General features: G+C 62.5%; 21 protein-coding genes and 1 tRNA gene. 12 read left to right on the top strand and 10 right to left on the bottom strand.

The genetic code is table 11. The features are described from left to right. Nucleotides 1–3 precede the first annotated feature (3 nt). The gene (locus HG250_RS08460) at nucleotides 4–1,314 is read left to right on the top strand and encodes a bifunctional folylpolyglutamate synthase/dihydrofolate synthase (RefSeq protein ID WP_205763580.1); all 1,311 of its coding nucleotides are present in this window, start codon (nucleotides 4–6) and stop codon (nucleotides 1,312–1,314) included. 48 nt (nucleotides 1,315–1,362) lie between these two features. Here HG250_RS08460 and HG250_RS08455 read toward each other — a convergent pair whose 3' ends face one another. Continuing rightward, entirely contained in the window at nucleotides 1,363–3,078 is a 1,716-nt protein-coding gene (locus HG250_RS08455; protein WP_170004617.1) for an AmpG family muropeptide MFS transporter, read from the bottom strand. Between the two features lie 73 nt (nucleotides 3,079–3,151). On the opposite strand from HG250_RS08455, the gene HG250_RS08450 reads away from it, so the two are divergent. From HG250_RS08450 to rsmD, 3 genes are read left to right on the top strand one after another with little or no spacing between them, the layout of a single operon-like run. Then, the gene (locus tag HG250_RS08450; RefSeq protein WP_240957015.1) at nucleotides 3,152–4,342 is read left to right on the top strand and encodes an aromatic ring-hydroxylating oxygenase subunit alpha; all 1,191 of its coding nucleotides are present in this window, start codon (nucleotides 3,152–3,154) and stop codon (nucleotides 4,340–4,342) included. 39 nt (nucleotides 4,343–4,381) lie between these two features. Then, a complete protein-coding gene (locus HG250_RS08445) occupies nucleotides 4,382–5,218 on the top strand; it encodes a pseudouridine synthase (protein ID WP_170004615.1) in 837 nt (278 codons plus the stop codon). After that, nucleotides 5,215–5,781: a 16S rRNA (guanine(966)-N(2))-methyltransferase RsmD gene (rsmD, locus tag HG250_RS08440; protein WP_170004613.1), complete on the top strand. Its 567-nt coding sequence runs from the start codon at nucleotides 5,215–5,217 to the stop codon at nucleotides 5,779–5,781. The genes HG250_RS08445 and rsmD overlap by 4 nt, the downstream gene beginning before the upstream one ends. Before the next feature lie 72 nt (nucleotides 5,782–5,853). Here the strand turns inward: rsmD and HG250_RS08435 are convergent, their stop codons facing one another. After that, complete coding sequence (locus tag HG250_RS08435; protein ID WP_170004611.1) at nucleotides 5,854–6,441, bottom strand: hypothetical protein; 588 nt, start codon at nucleotides 6,439–6,441, stop codon at nucleotides 5,854–5,856. A 107-nt stretch (nucleotides 6,442–6,548) separates the two neighbouring features. Between HG250_RS08435 and HG250_RS08430 the strand changes: the two genes are divergently transcribed. Next, a complete protein-coding gene (locus HG250_RS08430) occupies nucleotides 6,549–8,867 on the top strand; it encodes an ATP-dependent helicase (protein ID WP_170004609.1) in 2,319 nt (772 codons plus the stop codon). A gap of 42 nt (nucleotides 8,868–8,909) precedes the next feature. Here the strand turns inward: HG250_RS08430 and HG250_RS08425 are convergent, their stop codons facing one another. After that, entirely contained in the window at nucleotides 8,910–10,385 is a 1,476-nt protein-coding gene (locus tag HG250_RS08425; RefSeq protein WP_170004607.1) for a DEAD/DEAH box helicase, read from the bottom strand. Nucleotides 10,386–10,562: 177 nt separating this feature from the next. Beyond that, entirely contained in the window at nucleotides 10,563–11,096 is a 534-nt protein-coding gene (locus HG250_RS08420; protein WP_170004605.1) for a hypothetical protein, read from the bottom strand. 172 nt (nucleotides 11,097–11,268) lie between these two features. Between HG250_RS08420 and HG250_RS08415 the strand changes: the two genes are divergently transcribed. Both HG250_RS08415 and HG250_RS08410 read left to right on the top strand, forming a co-directional pair. After that, nucleotides 11,269–12,708: an FAD-binding oxidoreductase gene (locus HG250_RS08415; RefSeq protein WP_170004603.1), complete on the top strand. Its 1,440-nt coding sequence runs from the start codon at nucleotides 11,269–11,271 to the stop codon at nucleotides 12,706–12,708. Between the two features lie 75 nt (nucleotides 12,709–12,783). Continuing rightward, nucleotides 12,784–13,602 (top strand): SapC family protein, encoded by an 819-nt coding sequence (locus HG250_RS08410; RefSeq protein ID WP_170004601.1) that lies wholly within the window; start codon nucleotides 12,784–12,786, stop codon nucleotides 13,600–13,602. A 223-nt stretch (nucleotides 13,603–13,825) separates the two neighbouring features. Here HG250_RS08410 and HG250_RS08405 read toward each other — a convergent pair whose 3' ends face one another. After that, nucleotides 13,826–14,749 (bottom strand): N-formylglutamate amidohydrolase, encoded by a 924-nt coding sequence (locus HG250_RS08405; protein ID WP_240957014.1) that lies wholly within the window; start codon nucleotides 14,747–14,749, stop codon nucleotides 13,826–13,828. Nucleotides 14,750–14,841: 92 nt separating this feature from the next. Between HG250_RS08405 and HG250_RS08400 the strand changes: the two genes are divergently transcribed. After that, nucleotides 14,842–15,231: a response regulator gene (locus tag HG250_RS08400; protein ID WP_420821316.1), complete on the top strand. Its 390-nt coding sequence runs from the start codon at nucleotides 14,842–14,844 to the stop codon at nucleotides 15,229–15,231. A gap of 104 nt (nucleotides 15,232–15,335) precedes the next feature. Further along, nucleotides 15,336–15,410 (top strand) — tRNA-Val (locus HG250_RS08395). Nucleotides 15,411–15,588: 178 nt separating this feature from the next. On the opposite strand, the gene HG250_RS08390 is transcribed toward HG250_RS08395, so the two are convergent. The 5 genes from HG250_RS08390 to HG250_RS08370 form a co-directional block, all read right to left on the bottom strand. Beyond that, the gene (locus tag HG250_RS08390; protein WP_170004597.1) at nucleotides 15,589–17,721 is read right to left on the bottom strand and encodes a M10 family metallopeptidase C-terminal domain-containing protein; all 2,133 of its coding nucleotides are present in this window, start codon (nucleotides 17,719–17,721) and stop codon (nucleotides 15,589–15,591) included. Between the two features lie 45 nt (nucleotides 17,722–17,766). After that, complete coding sequence (locus HG250_RS08385) at nucleotides 17,767–18,195, bottom strand: hypothetical protein (protein ID WP_170004595.1); 429 nt, start codon at nucleotides 18,193–18,195, stop codon at nucleotides 17,767–17,769. 239 nt (nucleotides 18,196–18,434) lie between these two features. Continuing rightward, nucleotides 18,435–19,757, bottom strand: coding sequence for an HlyD family type I secretion periplasmic adaptor subunit (locus HG250_RS08380; protein WP_240957013.1), 1,323 nt, complete (start codon nucleotides 19,755–19,757; stop codon nucleotides 18,435–18,437). Continuing rightward, nucleotides 19,754–21,520, bottom strand: a complete 1,767-nt coding sequence (locus HG250_RS08375) for a type I secretion system permease/ATPase (RefSeq protein WP_170004593.1) — start codon at nucleotides 21,518–21,520, stop codon at nucleotides 19,754–19,756. The genes HG250_RS08380 and HG250_RS08375 overlap by 4 nt, the downstream gene beginning before the upstream one ends. Continuing rightward, a complete protein-coding gene (locus HG250_RS08370; RefSeq protein WP_170004591.1) occupies nucleotides 21,510–23,147 on the bottom strand; it encodes a TolC family protein in 1,638 nt (545 codons plus the stop codon). Before HG250_RS08370 ends, HG250_RS08375 begins: the two co-directional genes overlap by 11 nt. Before the next feature lie 181 nt (nucleotides 23,148–23,328). Between HG250_RS08370 and HG250_RS08365 the strand changes: the two genes are divergently transcribed. The 3 genes from HG250_RS08365 to HG250_RS08355 are packed head-to-tail and all read left to right on the top strand — an operon-like array spanning nucleotide 23,329 to nucleotide 26,148. Beyond that, nucleotides 23,329–24,399, top strand: a complete 1,071-nt coding sequence (locus HG250_RS08365) for a type III polyketide synthase (protein ID WP_170004589.1) — start codon at nucleotides 23,329–23,331, stop codon at nucleotides 24,397–24,399. Then, entirely contained in the window at nucleotides 24,389–25,075 is a 687-nt protein-coding gene (locus tag HG250_RS08360) for a methyltransferase domain-containing protein (protein ID WP_170004587.1), read from the top strand. Before HG250_RS08365 ends, HG250_RS08360 begins: the two co-directional genes overlap by 11 nt. Then, complete coding sequence (locus HG250_RS08355; protein WP_240957012.1) at nucleotides 25,072–26,148, top strand: NAD(P)/FAD-dependent oxidoreductase; 1,077 nt, start codon at nucleotides 25,072–25,074, stop codon at nucleotides 26,146–26,148. The genes HG250_RS08360 and HG250_RS08355 overlap by 4 nt, the downstream gene beginning before the upstream one ends. Nucleotides 26,149–26,255 lie beyond the last annotated feature (107 nt).

The following is a 26,255-nucleotide window of genomic DNA, read 5'->3' as shown; positions in this document are numbered from 1 at the left end:
GGAATGCCGGGCGCGATCGGCGATTTCGCACGGTCGGACAATCCTGCCGTGCAAAGGCAACTGGACCGGCTGGCAAGGCTCAGTGTGCCGCAGGGGCGGCTGGGCACCGATACGATCCGCACGCTGCTTGGCCGGCTGGGCAATCCGCAGGACCGGCTGCCGCCAGTCTTTCATGTCGCGGGCACGAATGGGAAAGGTTCCACCTGCGCTTTCCTGCGCGCGATGATGGAGGCGGATGGCCTGCGCGTCCATGTCGCCACCAGTCCGCATCTGGTGCGCTTCAACGAACGCATTCGTCTGGCTGGCAAACTGATCGGGGACAGCGCTCTTGCCGCGGTTCTGGCGGAGGTTTTGGATGCCGGGGCCGATCTGGCGCCGAGTTTCTTCGAAGCCACCATCGCTGCAACGCTGCTGGAATTTTCCCGCATGCCGGCCGATGCCTGTGTCGTGGAGGTCGGCCTCGGTGGACGGTTCGACGCCACCAATGTCTTCGCCCACCCCGCCGCCTGCGGCATCGCCGCGCTCGGGATCGATCATGAACAGTTCCTCCTGGTACCGGAAGAAGGAACGCCCGAACAGCCGCTGGCGCGAATCGCCTTCGAGAAGGCCGGGATCGTTCGCCCTGGATCGAATCTCGTTACCCTGTCCTATCCGCCCGACGCTGAACTGGAGGTCGAACGCGCGGCCATGGCGGCGGGTGCGCCGCTGGCGATGCGGAGCCGGCACTGGACCTCCGGGGCAGACGCGACCTTCCTCGAATATGAGGACCGGCATGGCCATCTCACCCTGCCGCTTCCATCGCTGCCGGGCCTGCACCAGGCAGACAATGCCGCCCTTGCCATCGCGATGTTGCGGCATCAGGATTTCGTCGCCGTTTCGCCCGATGCGATGGCTGCCGGCATTCGCCATGCGCGGTGGCCCGCACGCATGCAGGCCATCAGGACCGGCCCTCTGGCCGTCGCGGCGGGCAGCCACGCTCTATGGCTGGACGGAGGCCATAACCGCGACGCGGGTGGCGCCATCGCCCGGCACTTTGCCGAGCAGCGCCTGCACCTCATCGTCGGGATGCTCGCCAACAAGGATCCGGGGGCCTTGATCGATGCGCTCGGCGACAGGCTCGCCAGCATCACCGCCGTTCCGGTGCCGGGGCATGAATTTCATCGACAGGATAGCTTCGGCAGCGGCGTGCAGAGGGCCTACGACGTTCTCGAAGCCTTGCAGGCCATACCGCCCGACGGTCTGCCGGTGCTCATCGGCGGATCGCTCTACCTTGCCGGAAACGTGCTGCGGCTGTCCGGCGAGGTCCCGGACTAGGTGCGGTCGAGCCCATACTTTCAGGCCAATACTCTCAGGCCAATACTCTCAGGCCGGTGCGATACCTTCGTCGGGAATGACGACGCCCGACTTCTCAGGTCCCAATCGGGCGATACGCACCCACTCCACGATGCACAGCACCACGGCGAACATGCCGATGGCCGTGGTCAGGATGAACACGTCGTAATAGCCCTGCTCCTCGATCATCTTGCCCAGCGCACCGCGTCCCAAGGTGCCGACCAGCAAGGTCAGCGATGACAGCAGCGCATATTGAACGGCGCTGTAGCCCTTCGACACGATGGACGAGAGATAGGCCACGAAGGCAGCTCCCGCGATGCCGACGGCGACGTTCTCGCCCGCAATCGCCATCATCAGCTTGGCCAGCCGGGCGTCGCCACCTGTCTGGGTAACCAGCCAGGCGAATCCCGTCGCATTGCTCACCGCCTCCATCGTCCTCCCGCCCAGCGCCAGATCGGCGTAAAGCAGGTTCGTGGCAGCCGCCAGAAACGCGCCGAGAGTCAGCGTCAGCATACGTCCGATGGCGGTCAGCAGATAGCCACCCAGCGCCAGGCCGAGAATCAAGGCGCCGACGCCGAAAAACTTGGACGCGACCGCAACCTCGTCCTTCGTATATTCCAGCTCGCCCAGATAGAATGGATAGGCGAAACTGCCCCATATTGCATCGGTGATCCGGTAAGTCAGCACCAGAGCGAAGACGATGATCAGCGCCCAGCCGAGGCGCCCGACGAAATCGGTCAGCGGCAGGACCAAGGCACGATAAAGGTGATCCATCGCCCGCTCGCCCGTTGTAGCGGCAGGCCGGGTTTCCCGCACCAGGTGCTGGCCGGACCGCTGCATCTTCACCAGCCATGCCGCGATCAGCGACGGCAGGACCACGGTCGCCACGACGATCAGCGGACCCATGGTGGAAATGAATTCGACCGAATCGGGCCGAGCTTCCGGGTCGCTGCCGAGCGACCGGATCATGAAAACCCCGACGGTCACCAGTGCCCAGCCCCAGAGCAGTCCAACGGCGGCAAGGGCAATGCCGCGCACGCGCGGGGTGAGTTCGCCTTCGTTGCGCATGGCAACCATGGCGTCGACATCTTCGGCATCGGGCGCGGAGGCGTCGGTATCGGGCGCCCACAGACCCGCGAAGCCGACCACCAGCATGACTGCGCCCATTACCATGTAGACCGTTGGCCAGTCGGTTCGTTCGGCCAGAAACAGGGCAAGAGCGCCACCAACCAGCGCGGCCACGCGGTAGCCCATCTGATAGACTGTCGAAAGGATGTCGATGGTTGCTACATCGTCGGCAACATCCACGCGCCATGCATCGATAACCACGTCCTGCGTCGCACTGGCGAAGGCACCGATCCCTGCCAGAAGCGAGAAGACGCCGAGCGCGCCGAGAGGGTCCAGAGTTGACAGGATGACGAGGATGGCACCGAGCAGGATCTGCGCCGTCACGATCCACTGCTTGCGTTTACCCAGGCGGCGCAGGCCGGGAATATCGACCCGGTCGAGCGCCGGCGACCAGAGGAACTTGAAAGCATAGGCGAGTCCGATCAGCGAAAACACGCCCATTGTTTCAAGATCGACCTCGGCATCGGAAAGCCAGGCGTAAAGCGTGCCCAGCAACAGCGCATAGGGCAGGCCGGCGGCAAAACCGAACAGCAGCATATAGGCGGTTTTCGGATGCCTCAGCGCCCGTGCCACCTTGCGCCAGCCGGGCTTGCCGTCCTGTTCCGCCGTTTCCGCCATATACGCCCGTCCCTTTTTTCGTGCTACGATCTGATGTAGCCTTAACAACGCGCTGGATTAAGGGAAGCCTGCAATGAACGACAGCCGAACACCCGTCGTCCGTAATGAACCGGCAGAGGGCGGCAGCCCGACTGCGGGCATGCTCGCCCTGGCCGAAAGGATCGCTGCGGGCGGGGGAAGCGGCAGGCATGATGAAGTGCAGCATATCCGTCATGTGCCGGCCAGCGTCTATACCGACCCTGCCCATTGGGCGCGCGAGAAGACCGCTCTGTTCGATCGGATGCCGCAGGTAATCGCCCCTTCGGCCCTGCTGCCCGGCCCCGGCATGGCCGTGCCGCATGATGCGACCGGGCGTCCCCTGCTCGTCACGCGTGACAGGCAGGGAAAGGTTCACGTGTTTCTCAACGTGTGCCGCCATCGCGGCACCAGGCTTGTCGAAGGAACGGAGGTGCAGTGTGCCGGGCGGCTCGTCTGCCCCTATCACGCCTGGACCTACAGGCTCGACGGTGCGCTGATCGCCCTGCCCCGGCCCGATACCTTTCCCGAACTGGACAAGAACGACTTCGGCCTCGTCGAGCTACCCTCACGCGAAACCGGCGGTCTTATCTGGTTTTCCCCTGCCGAAGAGGCCGACTTTACCCATGCCGAAGCCCTGGGCGAGGATTTCGATGCGCTCGGCATGGCGGAGCATGTGCTTTACAGGCGACGAACGCACCGCGTTGCGGGCAATTGGAAGCTCATCATGGATGCCTTCCTTGAAAGCTACCATGTCACGCGGCTTCATTCGCAGACCATCGGGGCTTTCTTCAAGGACGGTATTACCGCGGGCGATCTGATCGGCCCGCATCAGCGATCGGCTGTCGGGCGGGCGGAGGATCTGATCGACCCTGCGGCAATGGACATGGCGGCGATGCGGCGGCATATCACTTTCGCCTATCAACTTTTGCCTGCGACCGTGATCGTTCCCAGCCCGGATTATTTCAACATACTGGTGCTGATGCCGCGCAGCGAAAGTGAAACTGTGGTCGAAGATTTCATGCTCATTCCCGAAGAACCGCAGACTGACAAGGCGCGCGCTCATTGGGAGAAGAGCTGGAACCTGCTCGACGGCGGGGTCTTCGCGGCGGAAGATTTTCGTGCTGCCGAACTTGGGCAACAGGGCCTTTCCAGCGGCGCGATAACGCAATTGTCGCTCGGCACCCTGGAAACCGGAATACATCGCTTCCATGAAACGCTCGAAGGGATCCTGCGCGCTTCGAACTGACTGCTTGGCTCGTTCCCGCTCTGCCCCTATTGCCCCTGCATGACCAATAAAAGTGACAACAAGTCCTGGGATCCCGCTGGCGATCGGCCCGAAGGCCATCGTATTGCCAAGCTGCTGGCGCGCGCAGGTGTCGCAAGCCGCCGCGAAGTGGAACGCATGATCGCCGATGGACGAGTCGCGATCGACGGCAAGGTGCTTGATACGGCAGCGACGATCCTTCCCGATCTGAAGGGTGTCACCGTGGATGGCAAGGCCGTCGGCAAACCCGAAGCGGCACGCCTGTTCGTCTTTCACAAACCCACCGGCATGCTGACGGCGGAACGGGATTTCTCCGGTCGTCCTACCATCTACACGGCCCTGCGGAATGCCTTGCCCAAAGACGCGCCGCGGGTCATGCCGATCGGCCGGCTCGACATGAACACCGAAGGCCTGCTGCTGCTTACCAATGATGGAGAGCTGAAGCGAGCGATGGAACTGCCCGGCACCGGAATGCCGCGCACCTACCGCGCGCGCACTTTCGGCGGCATCACGCAGGCGCAGCTTGAAGAACTCATTCACGGCATCACCATCGACGGCGTTCGCTACGGGCGCATCGATGCCAATCTTGAAAGGGGCAAGGGTGTGAACCAGTGGATCGAACTCACCCTGACGGAAGGGAAGAACCGCGAGGTACGGCGCATCCTCGAACATTTCGGGTTGGAAGTGTCGCGCCTGATGCGGCTCGCCTATGGCCCCTACACACTGGGAGATGTGCAGAAGGGCCGCGTTTCCGAAGTCCCGCAGAAGGACGTCGAACGGCTGCGTAAGGAATTGCTGCGCGGAACGCCGGAGCAGGCAGCGAAAACGCGCCTCTCGCGGGCGCAGAACCGGCGATGAGGATCATCGCCGGCAAATGGCGCGGCCGCAACCTGGCGGCACCAAAGGGCGAATTAACGCGCCCGACAGCTGACCGGATGCGCGAAACCCTGTTCAGCATGCTGAATAGCCGCCTCGGCACGTTCGAGGGCCTGACCGTCGCCGATATGTTCGCAGGCTCCGGTGCGCTGGGGCTCGAGGCTCTGTCGCGCGGGGCATCCTACTGCCTTTTCGTGGAACAGGATGAGACCGCCCTCTCGGTCATCCGCAAGAATGTTGCCTCACTCGATGCAAGACTGAACAGCGATGTTCGCGCCGGATCGGTCCTGTCGCTTGGGCCGGCCAAGGTTCCTCACGATCTCATTTTGCTCGACCCGCCTTATGAAACCGGCGCTGGGCCTGTCGCATTGGAACGGTTGCTCCGGCTCGGGTGGATTGGCCCTGCTACCTGGATCGCTCTGGAGACCGGTGCCAGAGAAGATGTGCTGTTGAAAAGCTTTGATGTCGAAGCAGAACGCAAGGTCGGCAAGGGGAAGCTGCGCCTGTTGCGTCTGCGCCGCGCTGCGGACGCTTCGGCAGAATAGAGCGCGCACGCAATAACGGGCACCTTTTCAGGCACCCGTTTTCGCATTACCGACTTCGGCCTGCAGTCGCGATCAGCGGCTGCGGGGACCGGCTTCACCCGGGAAATAGTTCAGCGGGCGATCGACCCCCGGGCCGCGGCGACCGGCTTCCCACGGGTTCATGCAATTATCGGACCTGTTGTTGCTGCAGATCGGGTATTCGCCCTGATGCGGAGCAGGTATGTTCTGCACGGTCGCATTGCTGACGTAATTGATACGCGCATTGCTGTTCATCGCGGAAGTGTTCATGCCGGCCCTGTTCGTGGCCATGTTGTTGGCCATTGGCGGCGTGGCCCCGTTCATCTGCGCTTCGATCGATGCCCAGGCCTGCGTGCGCTGCTGCGGGGTCATGGCGAGAACGCGGCTGCGTTGTTCGGCATTCAGTGCCCACCAGCCTTCGCGCTGCTGCGGCGTCAGCGACCAGAAATATTCCTGCGTGCTGCGATCCCATCTCTGATAGTCAGTGCGATTTTCATCGGCCCAATCCATGTATGTCTGCTGCTGCATCTGGTTCATCGGGAACGCATCGGCGCTCATGGTGGCCGATGTCTGGGCGCTTGCGGCGGCAGGCATTACGCCCATTGCGAGGGCGGCTGCTCCGGCGAGGATAAGATTTTTCATAATTCGTCACTCCATTCTGCTACTTGCCGAGTCTACGCAATAGCTCGCCACTTGTTCCGGCAACGCTTGCTTCCGGGCATGATGTTCCCTAGCTGTTCACCCCTGACATGACCGATCGCTACCCTCACCCCCCCTTGGCAGACACAACCGGAGCCGGCGACGTTCCGCCCTATGCGGCCAATCTCAATCCGCCGCAGCGCGAGGCCGTGCTGACGGTGGAAGGGCCGGTTCTGATGCTGGCGGGTGCCGGTACGGGGAAAACCGCTGCCCTTACGGCAAGGCTTGCCCATCTGGTCGCCACGCGGCGCGCCTGGCCGAGCGAGATCCTGTGCGTCACCTTCACCAACAAGGCGGCGCGCGAAATGCGCGAACGGGTCGGGCATCATATCGGGCCCGCCGTGGAAGGCATGCCATGGCTCGGCACGTTTCATTCGATCGGAGCGAAAATGCTCCGCCGCCATGCGGAACTGGTCGGCCTGCAATCCAATTACACGATCATCGATACAGACGATCAGATACGGCTGCTGAAGCAGCTGATCTCCGATCAGGATCTGGATGAGAAACGCTGGCCGGCTCGCCAGCTGGCAGGGCTGCTCGACAGGTGGAAAAATCGCGGGCTGAACCCCGAAGATCTCGATGCTACCGAGAACGAAGCCTATGCGAACGGCCGGGGGCAGGCGATGTACCGCTTGTACCAGGACCGGCTGAAGGCCCTGAATGCCTGCGATTTTGGCGATCTCCTGCTTCACATGCTGAACATCTTCCGCCGTGAAAGCAGCGTGCTGGAACAATATCAGCAGCGTTTCAAATACATCCTCGTCGACGAATATCAGGATACCAACCAGGTGCAGTATCTCTGGCTACGCCTGCTGGCGCAGGCCCGCAAGAACATCTGTGTCGTGGGCGATGACGACCAGTCGATCTACAGCTGGCGCGGTGCGGAGGTGGCCAATATCCTGCGCTTCGAAAAGGATTTCCCCGGCACCAAGGTCGTGAAGCTGGAGCAGAACTACCGCTCCACGCCGCATATTCTGGCGGCGGCTTCGGGGCTGATCCACACGAATAGCGAGCGGCTGGACAAGACACTCTGGACCGAATTCGAAGGAGGCGACAAGGTCCGGATCATCGGTATCTGGGACGGGCCTGAAGAAGCACGACGCGTCGGCGAGGAGATCGAACGGCTCGAGCGGGAGGGCGCTTCGCTGGATCAGGTCGCCATTTTGGTCCGCGCGCAATATCAGACGCGCGAATTCGAGGATCGCTTCATTCAGATCGGGCTCAATTACAAGATCATCGGCGGTTTCCGTTTCTACGAACGCGCCGAGATTCGCGATGCGCTGGCCTATCTGCGCGTGATTGCCCAGCCGCAGGACGATCTCGCCTTCGAACGCATCTACAATCAGCCGAAGCGCGGGTTAGGTGCGAAGACGCTCGAGAAACTGCACAGCCATGCGCGCGCGACTTCGTTACCGCTGGCGGCAGCGGCCCTCGAACTCGCGGACAGCGACGAACTGCCGAAGCGCGCGGCGGGCACCATCGGTGCATTGATGCGCAATTTCCTGCACTGGCGGAGCCTGGCCGACACGATTTCGCCTTCGGAACTGCTGCGGCAGGTGGTGGAGGAATCGGGTTATGAAGCCATGCTCCAGGCCGACAAGTCCGCAGAAAGCGCGGGCCGACTTGAGAATCTGTCGGAACTGGCCCGCGCGATGGAGGAATATGAGACGCTGGGCGACTTCCTCGAACATGTCAGCCTGGTGATGGATAATGAGCGCGCTGACGATGGTGAAAAGATCACGATCATGACGATGCATGCGGCCAAGGGGCTGGAGTTCGACAATGTCTTCCTGCCCGGTTGGGAGGAAGGCGTCTTTCCAAGTCAGCGGAGTCTGGACGAAGGCGGCCTTGCCAGCCTGGAGGAGGAACGCCGCCTTGCTTACGTCGCGATCACCCGCGCACGGCGGCATTGCACGATACTGCACGCGGCAAACCGGCGCATTTACGGCCAATGGACAAGTTCGATACCGTCACGATTTGTGGAAGAGTTGCCCCAGGCGAATGTCGAGCGGGAGACCACGATGACCGGGGGTGCTTCGCTATGGCGCGCAAATTGGACCGAAACGGAAGATCCCTTCGCACATCTGGTCGCCAGCCGCCCGGATCGCAGCCAGCAGCGCGGCCCCGGCTGGCAGCGTGCGCTCACCACCGGCTATGACACCAGACCCGTGCGCGTGAAGGAACCCGGCCGCAGTGCTGCCAGCTTCGCCGCCAAGCCGCGCGGCGACGTCGCGCTGGGCGATCGGGTGTTCCATGACAAATTCGGTTATGGCACGGTGATCGGGCAGGAAGGGAACAAGCTCGAAATCGATTTCGAACAAAGCGGCGTCAAACGCGTGATCGACAGTTTCGTGAAACCGGCAGACTGAATGCCACGGCTGCTTCGCCGCGGCATAAGGCGCAGGCCAGGCTCAGTTCAGTGCGGAAACACCCAGGAAGCCGGGAACGGGTCCATTCCAGTCCGCGTCGGTCACATCGCCATCCAGATGCGTCACTGCCTTCTGCGGCTTCGCCTTCGCATCGGGTTGACGCGAATTCCTGCCGCGACGGCTTCCGGATGGATCGGTCGGACGCGATCTATCGTCCGCACCGCCGTCTCGTGTGCTCCGCGAATCACGCCGAGGCGTTTCTTCGGAGCCGGTGCTGTTCGCTCCCTCGTTCGGTGCGGCGGGCTTGCGGCGGCTGCGCTTCGGCTTCTCTTTAGGCTGCTCTTCGATAGGGCCGCCATGATCCCGTTCTGGCGACGACCTGACCGGCACGGGGTTCAGAATGTCTTCCTTGCCGAAGGTCGGGATGGGAATGCCGGTCAGCTTCTCCACATTCGCGATCGCTTCGGCATCGTCAGCCGTCACGAAAGTGAACGCACGCCCCTTGGCGCCCGCCCTGCCGGTCCGGCCGATGCGGTGGACATAATCGTCGGGATGCCACGGCGTGTCGTAATTGAACACATGGCTGACATCCTTCACGTCCAGCCCGCGCGCAGCGACGTCGCTGGCGACGAGGATGTTGATATCCCCATCCTTGAACCGCTGCAACTCGCGGTTGCGCGTGTTCTGATCGATGTCGCCGTGGATTTCGCCCGCGGCGTAGCCTTCCTTCTGCAGCGTCTTGGCCAGGTCGCGAACGGTTGTCTTGCGGTTCGAAAAGACGATGGCCGTCCGCACGTCGTCCGTGCGCAGGAAGTGGCGCAGCGCCTCCTTCTTCTTGCGCGGCGATACCGGAACCTTGAACTGCTGGATATTCTCGTTCGCCGTGGCGGCACGCGCGACCTCGATCCGCTTCGGATTGACGAGGAACTTCTTCGCCAGTTTTTCGATTGGCGGCGGCATGGTGGCGGAAAACAGCATGGTCTGGCGCGGCACCGGCAATTTGTCGCAGATGAATTCGATATCGGGAATGAAACCCATGTCGAGCATGCGATCCGCCTCATCGATGACGAGCAATTCGCATCCGTTCAGCAGGATCTTCCCGCGCTCGAACAGATCCATCAATCTGCCCGGAGTCGCAATCAGGACGTCGACACCTTCATCCAGCGCTCGCACCTGATCGCCCATCTGAACCCCGCCGATCAGCAGCGCCATTTTCAGATCGTGGTTCTCGCCGTATTTGTCGAAATTCTCGGCGACCTGAGCGGCCAGTTCACGGGTGGGTTCGAGTATCAGCGAGCGCGGCATCCGGGCACGGCGTCGGCCGCTCGCCAGCACGTCGATCATCGGCAGGACGAAACTTGCCGTCTTTCCAGTGCCGGTCTGCGCGATGCCAACGAGATCCTTCATCATCAGCACGGCGGGAATGGCCTGCGCCTGGATCGGAGTCGGCTCGGTATAGCCCGCAGTTTCGACCGCTTTCAGCAGTTCGTCGGAAAGGCCGAGATCGGCGAATGTCATTATGGCAAATATGTCCGGATAAATGGGCAACACGCCCGTTTGGCCCACGGGCACGCGCCCGCGACGGTTCACCCGGCCGTGCAGGCCCAAGGAAACCGGGCGTCCTTTGCGGGTTCACGGTGCAAAAGTCAATATTCCTATGCGGGACGCCCCTTTGCCCCGTGCCGGTTAAAAGAGTCAGTCGGCCGGCACCAGCTGTCTCAACCCCGCGATTTCGCATCGCGCTCCGCTGCGTGCCTGCAACATGTCGCGCTGTTCGCACAGCATCCCGTCTCCTGCAGGCTCGACATAGAAACCGGAGTAGAAATCGGTGGCGCTGCATGCATTGTCCATGACGGCACTGATCATCTGACGGTCCTGCATGTAGAAGACCAGCCGGTTGCTTTCCAGCGCCTGCACGGCCCGGATCGAGGAGAGAGGCAGGCATTCGCTGCGCGGCCGCTCCATCATGCGCCGCGTCTGGACCCGCGCACCCTGCGTTATCAATTGCTGCCGCGATACGGCCGAAAGTGGCGAGATGCGGATCGTAACCCGGCGTTCGATACGTACCTGGTGCTGTATCGCGGCCCGCTCCATCGCCTCGAGCGCAACCCAGCCATGATCCGGAACAGCGCCCGCCTCCGCGACGGGGGTTGCCGCCAGGGACATGGAAGACCGCAGCACGGCCACGAAGCCGATCAGCAGGGCGGCAGGCATGAGGGCACGCGACATTCGCATCGATGGTAAAGCCACCCTCATGGATTTCAAGCCAGCATGGCCCCGAACAGACATGATGGGCGGCCTAGAGATAAACGCTTGAATATCCGCTTAATCGCAGCTGCGCCTTGCATGAACCGGGTGGCGGGCAACGCCTTTTCTGTGCCAGACACGGATGACGATGCAGATGAAGACCTTTCTGGAAGAAGCTGCCGGGCTGCTCGGCGCGCGCGGACTGACAAGCGATGCCGGATCCATGGCACCGTGGCTGACCGACTGGCGTGGCCGCTACCATGGGCGCGCGTGTGCGATGGCCCTGCCCCGATCCACTGAGGAAGTCGCTAAACTCGTCGCACTCTGCGCGCGCTACCGTGTTCCCGTGGTCCCACAGGGGGGCAACAGCGGCATGTCGGGCGGTGCGACCCCGGATGCATCGGGTAACGCGTTGCTGCTGTCGCTGCGCCGGATGGACACGATCCGCAGCCTGGACCGCGAGGCGCGCCAGATTACCTGTGACGCAGGGGTCATCCTCCAGACCTTGCAGGAAGCGGCCCTGGCCGAAGATCTGCGCTTTCCGCTCACCCTTGGCGGCAGGGGGTCGGCCACCGTCGGCGGACTCGTCTCCACCAATGCCGGCGGAACGCAGGTGCTGCGGCACGGATCGATGCGCGCCCAGGTGCTGGGGCTGGAGGCGGTGCTGGCGAATGGCGAGATATTAGACGCGCTGGTGCCCTTGAAGAAGGACAATCGCGGGTTCGACCTGAAGCAATTGCTGATCGGATCCGAAGGCACACTGGGCATCGTGACAGCGGCGACGCTCCGGCTCGTATCCCCCGTGGGCGGGCGCATGGTCGCCTGGGCCGGCGTTGACGACGTGCGACAGGCCCGGCAGCTTCTGCTGCGCCTCCAGGAACATGCACCTGAAAAGCTGGAAGGTTTCGAGATCATGCCAGCCCAGGCGATAAACGCGGTGCGCGATTATCTGCCCGGTGCGCGCCTGCCGCTCGCCGGCAATCATCCGTGGCATGTTCTGATCGAGCTGGTGCATGCTTCGCAAGAAGAATCGCGAGTGAAGGGCGAGATGGAAAGCCTGCTTAGCGGGGCCTTGGAAAGCGATCTGATCGGCGATGCGACGATCGCGGCGAATGAGGCCCAGGCAGAACATTTCTGGACCCTGCGTGATTCGATCTCCGCAGCGGAACGCGCGATCGGCCCGGCGATGCAGCATGACATCTCGGTGCCGGTAGCCGGGATGGCGGAGTTCATCGCCAGGGCGATCCCGCTGGTGGAAGCACGGTTTCCGGGCACCAGGGCGACCGCGTTCGGTCATATGGGCGATGGCAATGTGCATTTTCACGTGCTTGCCCCTGCCGGCGCGGAACCGGGCGTGTGGGAAAGCGAAGTTGGTCAGCCGATAAGCCGGTTCGTGCATGATCTGGTTACATCGGAAGGGGGTTCCATCAGCGCGGAACACGGTATCGGGCAGATGAAGCGGGACGAACTCGGCAGGACGGGCGATCCGGTCCATCTGGCCCTGATGCAAACGGTGAAGGCAGCGCTCGATCCGCAGGGCATTCTCAACCCCGGCAAGCTGGTGCCGGTTGCAACCGGTGGCGGTAATCCGTAAGGCGCAACGCTTCACACGGGCGGCAATGCCTGCCGTCCTTCACCGTTTGCCCCCTTGTGACTTGGAGAGATCCCGATGGCCAGCGCGCCTCAGCCCACCCTGCCCTTGTTCTACAAGGATCTGATGCCTCTCAACAGCCGCGACCATGCCGATTACCGCAGCAAGACGATGGACAGGGCAGATTGGCTGATCGGCCAGCATGCCATTCCCCTGACCGTCGACGAATTCGCGCAGGCGCAGCGCCATTACCCGATCATCTTTTCATCCGGTGCAAACCCGCTTCCGCTTGCCCTGATGGGCCTGAATGAAGGCGTGAACACTTTCGTGGACGAAGACGGCAAGATCAGTGAGCCTGTTTACATTCCGGCCTATGTACGCCGCTATCCCTATCTGCTGGCCAAGCTCAACGATAACAGTGAAGAGCTTTCGCTCTGCTTCGATCCCACCTGCGAGGCGATCGGCGATTACGACGAAGGCGACCGTCTGTTCGATGATGAGAAGAAGCCATCCGAAGCCACGCAGGGAATTCTGACTTTCTGCCAGCGTTTCGAAGAAGCCGGAGCGCGAACCAAGACCTTCATCGAGGAACTGCAGAAGCATGATCTGCTGATGGATGGCGAGATTGCCATCACCTCGCCCGAGAATCCCGACAAGCCCTTCGTCTATCGTGGCTTCCAGATGGTCAACCAGGACAAATTGCGGGAGCTGCGCGGTGATACTCTGCGGGGCTGGAACCAGAACGGCCTGATCGCCCTGATCTACGCCCACATGATGTCGCTGGACCTGATGCGGAACATCTTTGGTCGCCAGGTCGGCCAGGGCAAGGGACCCAAGCCGCAGGAGCAGTTCAGCGAGGGCAGCGGTACGGCGGGCAGTTTCGATCCGGTGAACTGAAATCATCTGGCCGATTCGGAAGGATGGCCAGACCTGACTGGCGAGGCGGCAAAAGGACTGGATTTCGCGACAGGCCGAACCTTGTAAAAAGGGTCGGCCTGTCCCATTTCAAACGCATCCGGCGGTGCCCCCCCTCATAGCCCGCCGGACTGGCGCATTCATTTGCGCTTCCTCCCTGAACCTTGGCCACCTCGTGCATCTTGCACGGGGTGGTTCTTTTTTCTTATTCGGCTGCCAGTCGGCCCCCAGAGGCGGACATCGCCATATCGGCAACCCGGCTCGCCAGATGGCTGCAAAACCCTGTCAGCAGATCACATAAATCATCGAAACCCGAACTCGGCTCGGTCATCAGGTCGTCCAGATATAACGACCGGCATATTTCCAGCTGCAGGGCATGGACATTCCGTGCGGGTGCACCGTGCCGGTCGAGGATATAGCCGCCCGCATAAGGACGATTGTGCGCCGCGTCATGTCCGTGCAGGTTCAGAAAATGCAAAGCCTGAGCGGCGAGCCGGGGCGCGCAGCTACCGCCGAACCGGTCGCCAATGACGAAGCGCGCGGCCGGATGCCGCCCTTCCGAACGTAGCGGGGGCATGGAGTGCAGATCGAGCAGAAGAACCGCCGCCCAACGATCGCGCATGATCCCGAGCGCCTTGGCAAGAGCCGCGTGATAGGGGCGATGCACCATTTCAATACGGCTCTGGAGGTCGGCGGCGGGCAATCTCCCGCGCCAGATCTCACCCGTATCCGGCAATCGCCGCGGCACCAGGCCTAGGCCGCTGCGGGCGCGCCGATTGCCGCCTGGCCGCACGTCGTTTTCGGGGCTTTTACCGCTCACCATGCTCCAGTCGATATCGTCTGAAGATCGGTTGAGATCGATCACGGCACGGGGCACATGCGCAATCAGGCTTGCCGCGCCGACACGGGACGCGATATTCAGAGCGAGGAGATCGGCGAAGCGATCCTCCAGCTTGATCGACACGCTGGCGAAGTGGCGCATGTCCTGCGCCAGATCGGCCCCGTACACGCGCCCACCGTGCGGTGCGGCGATCAACAGCGGAACGGCGCAATCCGTACTGCCTGACATTGTAAACGGAGCGACATCGCGCCAGGAAGTCATCGGTTCGGTCGTCGCATCGTTCATCATGCCGGGATGTACGTTTGCAGATGGTGTGTCAAAATCGTCCAGCTTCGGTTTTGCCAAAGATTTCTTAAGCGATCCGGGCTACCGGAATGACCATGAGCAATTCACCGGACCGCCTGCGCATCCTTCTGGCCGAAGATGACGAACCGATGCGAACCTATCTGACGCGTGCTTTGGAAAACGCGGGCTATGCCGTGACAGGCGTGGCTTGTGGCACCGAGGCGGTTCCTCTGCTGAGTGACGGCTACGATCTGCTGCTGTCCGATATCGTTATGCCCGAAATGGATGGCATCGAACTGGCACAGAGATGCAGCGAGATCAGCCCCGGCACGATGGTCATGTTCATCACCGGATTCGCAGCGGTCACGCTGAAGGCCAGCAGGGAGCAGCCGCAGGCGAAGGTATTGTCGAAGCCGTTTCACCTTAAGGATCTTGTTCTTGAGGTTGAGCGTGTGTTTGCGGGCACTGCGGCGATAAGCCTCTGACATTTGCCTGAACACTTCAGAAATGGTCTTGCACGCATAGTGCAGCCCCGCTAAGGGGCTGCTTCCCGAAAGGTGTTTCGCCAGCCGGGTACTGCGTAACGTGTGGGCGTATAGCTCAGTGGTAGAGCACTGTGTTGACATCGCAGGGGTCGGAAGTTCAACTCTTCCTACGCCCACCATCGCAACCTTCTGAAAGTTCATGACATGCCCTCCCATATAGGGGAGCTATTCCGGAATTGCCTGCGGTGCCGGCGCGGTTAGACCCTGTGGAAATAATAAGGCACTCTGCAGAAAATTAGGACACAAAGCCTCGCCGGAGGGTTTCTCCGGCGAGGCTTTGTAATTTTTCAGGAGAGTTCAGGCGAAATTGGTGTGAAGCGCCAGCTGCTCCAGACCGTCGAACCGGCTGCCTTCGGTAAACAGGCCAGCGCCCGTAGCAAATTCACCGTCGTTAAACGGGGCGAAAGCAGCCATGTCGACCATGTTGCGGGCGCCCCCATGGTGATGGGAACCTGCGCCCGACGCCAGCAGCTGATCCATACTGTCGCCGGCAAACAGTTCGGCACCATCGAGCAGGACTTCGGGAGCGGCTGCGATAGCCGTTCCGCCTATTCCGCCGCTGGCTGCAAGGACGTTCGCCAGGGATGCCGAAATGGTTCCGGCAGCGTCGAAATTGCCGCCAAGGTTGATGAAGTCGCCCAGCGATACCGATGATGTCCCGATCAGCACGAAAGCGAAATCCGCGCCCCCGCCATTCACGTCACCAAAGACAACGGTGACTTTTCCAAGCGCGGTATTGGGGCCGGAATAGCCGGGAATGTCGATGCCGAGCGATTTTTCAGCAGCATTCAGATTGCCGAATGTCTTGGTATAGAGTTCGCCAGCCTGCCCGCTTCCCTTTTTTACGAAGACGAAGCCCTGCTGGCCATCAACTCCGGTATTGGCATCGATCAGCCCCAGGTCGATCCTGTCGGTGCCGGATACGAAATCGGTGACGATGTCCAGCGACACCGGCCCCGACTTGCTCGCAACCGTCGTCGAGTTGATTTCGGCGAAGAAAATATCGCTGCCAGCACCGCCCGTCAGGACGTCGATTCCATTGCCGCCTACCAGCGTGTCATTGCCGGCATCCCCGGTCAGAACATTACCAACATTGTTCCCGACAAGCAGATCGTCGCCCGAACCGCCCACTGCATTTTCGATCACTGTGCCATAGGCTATGCCGACATTGTCGGTCAGCTGCCCGACGACCGGGTTCTGCTGGAGAGCCGCCATATTGGCATCATAGGTCGCGCGCGTAATCGGGCCGAAACCTGCCTCCGCCCGGTTGGCATTCACTTCTTCGAAGGACGGGGCCGTGTCGAAGGTTACGCCGCCGATGCTGGAGAGCGAACCCTCGCGCAGATCGATGATCTGATTACTGGCATAGCCCGAGGCATCCAGCGTATCGATGCCCCCCGCATCCCAGATCGCCATGACCGGCGCGGGCGTCAGATCGAAATCGAACGCATCACGGTCGGCATTGCTGTTGAACCCGTATGTCGTGTCGCCCGTGCGGGTCGTCATGTCTGCGCCATACATCGCCTGAATGGCAGCGATGTCGTGGATCAGCGGTACGCCTGCATAAACCGTCGTCGACAGATTGAAGTCGAAATGACGCGCGCCCGTGGAACTCGCGTTGAAATAGGACATGACCGAATAGGTGCGCGTGTCCTGATAATATTCGGCATTGCTCTCATAGGTGATCCGCAGGCCCGGAGCAGCATTGTAGCCACCTGGGTGCGAGAGGCCGAGGGCATGACCGACCTCATGCGTCAGCGTCTGCAGGCCATAGCCACCTTCATCGAGCTGGAAATTGCTGGCCTGGCTTGCCGAAATCCACACGTCGCCGGCAATCGGCGCAATCTGCGCATTCAAGGCGGGATCGCCTGTCAGTGTTCCGAACGGCAGACGGGCGTAGGCCTGGGTGGTCGGTGCGCTCGCCAGATTACCGAAATTGATGTCGGCATCGCCCGCTGCCGTCTCGACGAAGGTCACCGCAGCGACGTCATCCCAGCTCTGCATCGATTCGCGTGCCGCGCCGCGCTGTGCTTCGGAAAAGCTTGCGAAATTGAAATATTCACTGAAACCGTAGCCATTCGCGCCGATGAAATAGACGTAGCCGTTTTCGAAAAGTTCGTTCTGATTTTCGAAGAAGCCGAAAGTGATGGTATTGGGATCCTCGTCGCCGCGCTGCGGCGCCGGATCGGGCCCTTCGGTCCAGCTGGCGCCGGAACGGTTAAGGTGCGCCGCGATCTGCTCGACCGACCAGATCGGCTTGCCATTCGCGGCCGTCGTGCCGGCGAGGTAATCGACAGACGCATCGACACTGTCAGACGCTGCGACATGGGCGGTCAGAATATCCGGATCGAAAGCGGGCTCCGACCCCCTGGAAAGTATCGACCTCGTTATTGCGCCACCGGTCGTTCCGGCAAGAAATTCAGTCTTCATCTCGATCATCCTCTCCAAGAAACGTAGAAAATCAGGTGCACTCGCTCAATTGGCGACAGGTCTGGCTGCTGCCTGACCTTGCCGCCATGGAAGTATGTGGTTCAGCGCCTCGCCAACGGCGGCCTGCAGCGCTGCTTTGTCACCAAGACGCACCACCTGCGGCGGGGCACCGAACAAGATGTCGGACTGCCCCGCCGTTACGCTATAGGGGCGCATGGCAAGCGCCAGCAGCCGCTGGTCGCGGGCGCCGGTTATCGACCCATGTGCAAGAATGGTGAGGCTGGCGGGTGCCAGTACCTGCGGATCGCCGAGCATTATCGCCGCAACCGGCACAGGTGACGCCCTTGTCGCTTCTTCCACGATGGTGTCGCAGAGAATGTCGCGCTCCGCTGCCGGCGCAACGCCGTTTTCACCCTGCACCAAGCAAAGAACCTGCACCCGCTCCACACCCTGGAAGGCTAAGGGCACGCTCACGTCCGACCGGCGAGCGACTTCCTCACTGTGCCCGGTACCGGAACACGCGAGAAGCGCCGCAGACATGCTGGCAAGCAAGAAAACAGAAGCGCGGAAAATGGCATCGACCCCCGACACCGGCAGAGTTCAAGCGACCGTTCGCCGCCGGCAAGTAGCTGATAACTAGAGCTTGAGCTTAACCGAAACAATGGTTATTATATCTCGTTCTGCTTTACGAACCTTAACGTGCATCTTTTCATCTATTCCCGGAATGCGCGTTCGGTTACCCGCGTGATTGGTGTGAGGATGTAGCTCAGCACCGACCGTTTGTCGCCCAGCAGGCTGATTGTCGCAGTCATTCCCGGGCCGATCGGCAATTGCCGTCCACCAGGCCCTTCGATCGATTGGGTGTCTGCTCTGACGGTCAGCAGGTAATAGGATTCGCCGGTTCTTTCGTCCTCGGTGGCGTCGGGGCTGATGGTTACGACCCGCCCGTCCAGCGAGCCATAGATGGCGGAGTCGTAAGCGGTAATGTCGATCCTTGCGGGCTGGTCGATTGCCACGAAGCCGATGTCCTGCGGCCTAACCCGCGCTTCCAGCACGAGGCGATCCTCGCTGGGCACGAGTTCAACCAGCGGTTCGCCGGCAGGTGCGCTACCGCCGATGGTGGAAACCAGCACGCGGTTCACCCGCCCGGCAACCGGTGCCGTCAGCACGGTGCGGCGGGCCCTGTCGGCGAGCGCGGGCAGAGTGGCACGCCGGGCGCTCGCCTCCGCCTGTGTGTTCGCCAGTTCGCTCCCCGCCTGCGAACGCCAGTCCTGCCGCATCTGCGCCAGCGATGCACGCGCCTCGGCCACGCCAGCGCGCGCGCGGCTGACTGATTCGGCGGCGGCCGCGACCTCGCTGTTGTTCACTGCGATCCTGTTCTCAAGCTGCACCAGCGACAGGCGCGGTTCGATGCCGCGCTCGACCAGTGGCTGGATCGTCGCCAGTTCCGCTTGAGTGGCCCGCCGCTGCGACACGCGCGACTGGTAATTCGCCTCGGCCTCTGCAACGCTGCGCTCTGCCTGGTTGATGCGGGCCTGTGCGGCGGCAGTTGCGCTGTCCAGGTCCGCAGCGCGCGCTGCATAAAGCTGGCGCTCGATAGCGATCTGTTCGGCTTCTCTTGGATTGGTCGCTCCCGGGAAGGCGGGGGCGCGGCCGGTGGCTTCCGCTTCGAGCCGTGCCAGCCGGGCGTTCTGCGCAGCGATGGTGGAGCGTGTGCTGCCCAGTTCCGCATCGGCAAGCGTCTGGTCGAGCCGGACCAGCGGCGTACCCGCCTCTACCTGCTCGCCCGCCTCGACTAAGATTTCGCTGACGATCCCCCCTTCGAGGTTGGAAATCACCTGCAGTTGCGAACTCGGCACGACGCGGCCGGGCGCGCGGACACTGCGGTCGATATCGGTCAGCGCCGCCCATACGATTGCGACGATCAGAAATGCGAGAATGATCCACAGCAGCAGGCTGGATGCCGCCCTGGGCCGGAGCCGCGTCGTGAAATCCTGCGTGACGGTCTCGCCGGTATCCTCATCAGCCATGTTCATGCCGCAGCCCTTTCCTGCCCCAGATCGCGCAGGATCGTGTCACGCGGCCCGTCGCGGACGATCTTGCCACGGTCGACGATTGCGATCCGGTCAACCAGTCGCAGCAACGATGGACGGTGCGTCACGAGGATCACGGTGCGTCCCTTCAATTCGGCTTCGAGGCGAGCGAGCAGATCCGCTTCCGATCGGGCATCCATCGCACTGGTCGGTTCGTCGAAGATCATGATAGGCGGCCTGCCTGCCAGTGCGCGGGCGATGCTGATGGACTGGCGCTGCCCGCCCGACAGCCCTTCCCCTCGGTCGGCCAGAACGAGATCGTAGCCATTGACGATGCCGCCCATGAAATCATGCGTGCCCGACAATCTTGCAGCGCGCAGCATCTCCTCGTCATCCAGTCCGGGCCGGTCGAGCAGGATGTTTTCCCGCACGGTTCCTGAAAGGAGGGATGTTTCCTGCACCACCGTGCCGATCCGCATGCGCATGTCGGTGGGGGAAAGTTGGCGGATGTCGTTATCGTCGATCAGGACCAGACCTTCCTGCGGCTCGAACAATCCGAGGACGAGGCGGGCGATGGTCGATTTGCCGGAGCCGACCTTGCCGATAAGCGCAATGCGTTCTCCCGCTGCGACGCGCAGGTTGACGCTGTCCAGCGCCTTTTCCACCTTGCCGGGATAGGAGAACGACACGTTCCGCAGTTCGACAGTGCCCGCTGTGGTGCTGGGCCGCAAGGGCGTCCTGACCGGCCCTTCGCTTGGCTGGCGCATCATGCCTTCGACCTGATCGTAAGCGATGCGGGTCGAGGACAGGCGCGACATCAGGCCGGCAATCGTCGTCAGGGGCTGGACCGCCCGCCCCGAAAGGATCGAGCATGCGACCAGCCCGCCAACCGTCAACCGCCCGTCAGCTACCAGGAATACGCCCGCGATCACCACGCCGGCATAGGACAAGGTGTTGACCGTCGTCGCGACGGTGATTGCGATGCTGGATATCAGCCGCTGCCGCAGCGAATTGTCGGAATGTTCGTCGATGGCCTGAATCCAGCGCTTGCGAAGCATCGGCCCCGCCCCGCTCGCCTTCACCGTCTCCAGCGCGCCGATGGATTCCACCAGCACGCCCTGCTTGTAGAGGCCGCCGTTCATCGCCCTTGCCGACACCCGGTCCAGCGCAGGCTTGGTCACCAGTCCGGCGATGAGCACCAGCGGGATCATGGCCAGAGGCACGAATACGATCGGCCCGCCGATCAGCGCGATCACGGCCAAGGTCAGGATGATGAACGGCACATCCACAAGAGCGGTGATGCTGGCGGAAGCAAAGAAGTCGCGCAGGGTTTCAAGCTCGCGCATCATTCCGGTGAGCGCGCCGGTCGATCCGCGTCTGCTGTCGAGGCGTATCTGCATCAGCCGATCGAACACGCGGCGGCCCACGTCGCGGTCGATATCTGCCCCGGCAAGATCGACAAAATAGGCGCGAAGGATGCGCAGGACGAAATCGAATATCAGGATCAGGCCCAGCCCGATCGACAGTGCCACCAGGGATTCGATAGCTTCGTTCGGCACGACCCGGTCGTAGACGGTCATGGTGAAAAGCGAGGTGACAAGGCCGAAAAGATTGATCACCGCAGCGGCGACGCCGACCTTGATATAAGTCGCACGATTTTCACGAATGGGTTCGGTCAGCCAATCCGCAATGCGCGGCGGCCTTTCGGCATAAAGGTTGCGGTCGTCATGATCCGCGAAGCCGCCAGTCTGCTGATTATCGCTCATTCGGTTGAACCTTCGGAAGTTCGGACGCGAAAGCATCCCCGTCTTGCCCGCTGCCTGTCTGCCCCGACAGCATCACCCCGGCATCGGCGCCGGACATGTGGATAGCCGGAAGCAACTGTCCGGTCCGGGCCAGCAGGACATAGCGCGCGACGCCAAGTTCCGTCATCACCTGAACGTATCGCGCGGCAACCTGAAAGAAATTATCCTCTGCCGCGAGCACGTCGAACAGGCTGCCGCGCGCCACCCGGAAACGTTCGAGCAACACGTCCCGCGCCGTCCGGCTCGCGATATAATTCGCCTCGATCGCCGCTGCCGCCGTTTCCAGCGCCTCGACATCGCCCCATGCAATGCGAGCGTCCCGAAGCGCTTGGTTGCGAATCCGCCGGTATGACGCTTCTGCCGACAACTCACGCGCTTCGACGGCATCGACGCGTGCCGGGCCGCTGCCGCCCAGCCGATAGGTGAGAGCGACATTTGCCCGCACATCGTAATCGCGGCCGCTATCAAGTACGCCGTAATCGCCAGCATCTATGCCGGCGGTCAACCGCGGCAGCTGGTCCGCTTTGGTCGCCGCAACGTCCAGCCTCGCTGCATCAGCCCGCTTGCGGGCGGCCAGTACGGCAGGGACGGTCAGCGCGAAACGCTCGGCCGCAGAGAGGTCCGGCACCGGCGCGATCAGGGGAACCGGGCCGATGGCCTGCGGCGGGGGCGTGCCTGTCAATTCGCGAAAGGTGGCTTCCGCGCTGGCGGCAGCACGGCCATAATCGGCGAGCCGCGCGTCCGCCGCCGCAAGATAGCTTTCCACCTGTGCATAATCGCCCCGCGCCGACACTCCGCTGGCGATGCGTTCCTCCACCAGCACACGCAAATCCTCCTGAGTGCTCTGGAACGCGCTGCCCAGACGCACCAGGGCGCGAAAACCGAAGACGCCATTCCAGGCGTTTACGGCATTCAGCGCGACGATGTTCGCGGCAACGCTCTCCCCATAAATCGCCGCTGCCACCCGGTCCCGTTCGGCTGCGACCCTGCTGGCGCTTGCCCCGAAATCGATCAGCGGCTGCTGGATGCGGAGCAAGGCGTCGGCGCGCGACCGAGGCCGCGAACTTTCCAGCAGATTGCCGGGATCGTCGGAGAAGTTTCGTGCGATAGTGCCGAAATAGGAAAGGGTGAAATCCGCCACCGGATAGCGGGAACTGATGGCCAGATCCTCGTTCGCCTCCGCCTCCGCCGTCTGCGCGAGCGCCTCATCCGTCACCGGGTTCGTCGCGATCGCGGAAGCGAGCGTTGCCCGAAATCTTGCAGGATCGTCGCTTTGCCGCACCAGCATCAGCACGGGATCACTCGCCGGGTCGGTCGCAAGCGGGTTCCGTTCCGGCACCGGCAGGCTGAAGGGCGGAGCGGGCATCGGCACCACCTCGGCCGGACGTATGGGCAACGTCGGAACCACTTGGACCTGCTGCGGTTCTCCCGTCGAAGCCGGCACTTCGACACGTTCCAGCGGGACCGGAGTTGCGCCCTGCTGCGGATTGGCCTGCAGCCCGCCGGTTTCCCGGCCGGTCGCGCGGTCGGTGTCCTGAACAGAGGCGTTCGTCGAAACGAGTGCAGCCATCAGCAGGAAATCAAGCATGGCCGAAATGCGGCATCATCGTAAGAATCGCCTTCCTTGTGCCGCCGTTGAACTATTCGGCATGATTTGGCGATGCATGCCGTGCCATGCTGGTTAGGCAGGGCCGCCGCCATTGGCAATAACACCGTCATGCATCATGGTAGCGGAACCTATGGGATCATGTAACGCTTTGACCTCGACAATGCAGCCCCACCGGTCTTCCCCCCGCATCAATGCGATCGCCACGGCGGTTCCGAGCTGCGACGTACAGCCGGCCTATCGCGAATGGGCGAAGCGGCAATTGACCGATGTGCGAAAGGCGAGGCTGTTCGCGAGGATGTGCGAGAGGTCTGGAATCCGGCACCGCTGGTCCGTTCTGCCCGAAGCCGACGCCAGGCTGGAACCCGGCAGCTTCTATGCAGGCGACGTTCCGCCGGGCACTGCCGACCGGATGCGGATCTACGCCCGCGAAGCGCCCCTGCTTGCGATGGAAGCCATCCGCGCCCTGCCCGATCTCGGGCAGATAACGCATATGGTCGTCGCAAGCTGCACAGGGTTCATAGCGCCGGGCATCGATCAGATTATCGCGCGGCGCCTGGGGCTTTCCGATCGGGTCGAACGGGTGCTGATCGGCTTCATGGGGTGTTATGCAGGCGCGGTCGCGCTGCGAACGGCAGGGCATCTCGCCCGGTCGGTTCCCGATGCACGGGTGCTGGTCGTGACGGTGGAACTCAGCAGCCTGCACCTGCAACCCGCCGATCAGATCGAACCGCTTCTGGCCATGCTGCAGTTCGGTGATGGAGCAGCGGCCGCCATCGTCAGTAACCAAGGCAGCGGCCTGGCCATCGGCGAGGGACTGTCGGTGGCGCTGGAAGAAAGCGACGAACTCATCACCTGGACCATCGGCGACACAGGCTTCGCGATGCATCTTTCCGGCGCAGTCCCGGGCCGCCTGGCAGAAGCGCTGACGAACCCTGAATTGGTGCGCCGCATCGCAGGTGCGGGTGAAATCGCCGACATCGACGCCTGGGCGGTTCACGCCGGGGGCAGGTCGATCCTCGATTCGGTTGAACGGGCGCTGGCGCTGCCGGCCAGCAGCCTCGACGCTTCGCGCGATGTGCTGCGCGCTTGCGGGAACATGTCGTCCGCAACGCTGCTGTTCGCCCTGGCCACCATCATGGAAAACCGCCCGGACAACGGCGTCGCTCTCGCCTTCGGTCCCGGTCTGGCGATGGAAGGGTTCCGCTTCGGATGGATCGACGATGCTGGCTGAACGCCTCATCGCGGAAGAACTGATGGACGGTCCCGATCTGGACCCTGCCACTTACCGGCATGTCGTGCATGACCTCGCCAGGGTCAATCGCATCACCATGGCCTACCGGCCGACGCTCGCCTTCCTTGATCGGGCGATCGGGAACAGGCAGCGGTTCAGCCTTCTCGATGTGGGGTTCGGCGATGGCGACATGCTTCGTCGCATCGCCCGGTGGGCGAAAACAAGGGGCGTGGAGGCGCAACTGGTGGGCGTCGATCTCAACCCCAGCAGTGAACACGCCGCCCGCTCTGCCAGCGCGGCAAGCGAACGGGTCGAATTCGTCACGGGCGATTATGCCGACTTTGCGGACGAAGGTTTCGACTGCATTATCTCCAGCCTCGTCGCCCATCACATGACGCATGATCAGCTGGTCGCATTCCTTCGCTTCATGGACTCCGAGGCTGCGCTTGGCTGGTTCGTCAACGACCTGCACCGGCACCGCGTCGCTCACCTGCTCTACCCGGTCCTGGCCGGTCTGATGCGCTGGCACCCGATCGTGCGGCATGACGGCAGGATGTCCATCGCGCGCAGCTACCGGCCCGAAGAATGGCCGCCGCTGCTTGCCGAGGCAGAGGTAACCGAAGCAACGGTGAAGCGATATTTTCCCTATCGGCTCTGCGTCGAAAAATTACGATGAAGGGGCCGGTCATCGTGGGTGCCGGGCCGGCCGGTTGCGCCGCCGCGATCGTCCTGGCGCGCGAGAATGTGCAACCATTGCTGATCGACCGGGATGCGGAGGCGGGTGATCCGTTATGCGGCGGCTTTCACAGCTGGCGGACGATCCGCACCCTCGAAGGACTCGGCATCGACATCGCGGCGTTGCAAGCAGCGCCCGTGCGCCGCGTGGTGCTTTTCGCAAGGGATGAGCGGGCGGAACTGACACTTCCCAGCCCCGCTTTCGGACTGTCGCGGCACAGGCTCGACAGCGCATTGCGGCGCAGGGCCGAAGAATCGGGCGTGCGGATCGCAATCGACACGATCAGGTCGGTCGAACCCGGCGCCGCGCTGGGCCGGAACCGGCGGTATGAAGCGGACGGGCTGTTTCTCGCCACCGGCAAGCACGATGTCCGTGGCGAGACCCGGCCAAGGGTAGCCGCCGACCCGGCGCTCGGCCTGCGTCTGCGGGTGCCCGCAGATGCTTTCCTGCGGCAGCTGATCGGCGAGGGCATCGAGCTGCACCTGTTCGATGGTGGATATGCGGGGATCGTGCTGCAGGATGGCGGTTTTGCAAATATCTGCCTGGCCCTGAAGAAATCCCTGTTCGAGCAGGCAAACAAGGATCCGCTCGAACTCCTTGCAATGCTGTCCGGCCGCCACCCCCGTTTTGCGGAACGGTTGCGGGATGGTTGGCGCGAACAGCGAATCGACAGCATCGGCGCGGTGCCTTATGGCTGGATCGCCGGGGACACCGAAGATGGGCTCTATCGTTTGGGGGATCAGGCCGCCGTCATCCCGTCGCTTGCGGGCGAGGGTATCTCCATCGCTCTTGCCAGCGGAACGATGGCAGCGCGGCACTGGCTGGCGAACGGACCTGCCGGATCACGCGGCTACCAGGCCGCATTCGCCGCAAGAGCACGGCGGCCGGTTGGTTTCGCGCGAGCGGCGCGGGCTCTGGCAGAACATCCGTCACGAGCAATCGCGGGGATCCGCGCGGGCCGGGCATTTCCGCCGGCATTTCGCCTGCTGATGCATCTGACGCGCATCGACTGACAGGTGCCGGCTGACCCGTCCGACAGGATATCGCCCTGCCTTGCGCTGGCGTGCCGCCCTGTCTAGGAGCGCAGCAACCTTTTTTCGAATTGAACGAGCAGGATAAC

It is taken from the genome of Pseudopontixanthobacter vadosimaris, from assembly GCF_012979275.1.
GTDB lineage: Bacteria > Pseudomonadota > Alphaproteobacteria > Sphingomonadales > Sphingomonadaceae > Pseudopontixanthobacter > Pseudopontixanthobacter vadosimaris.
The sequence above is the reverse complement of the archived record's forward strand: the minus strand, read 5'-3'. Positions and strand labels throughout refer to the sequence as shown.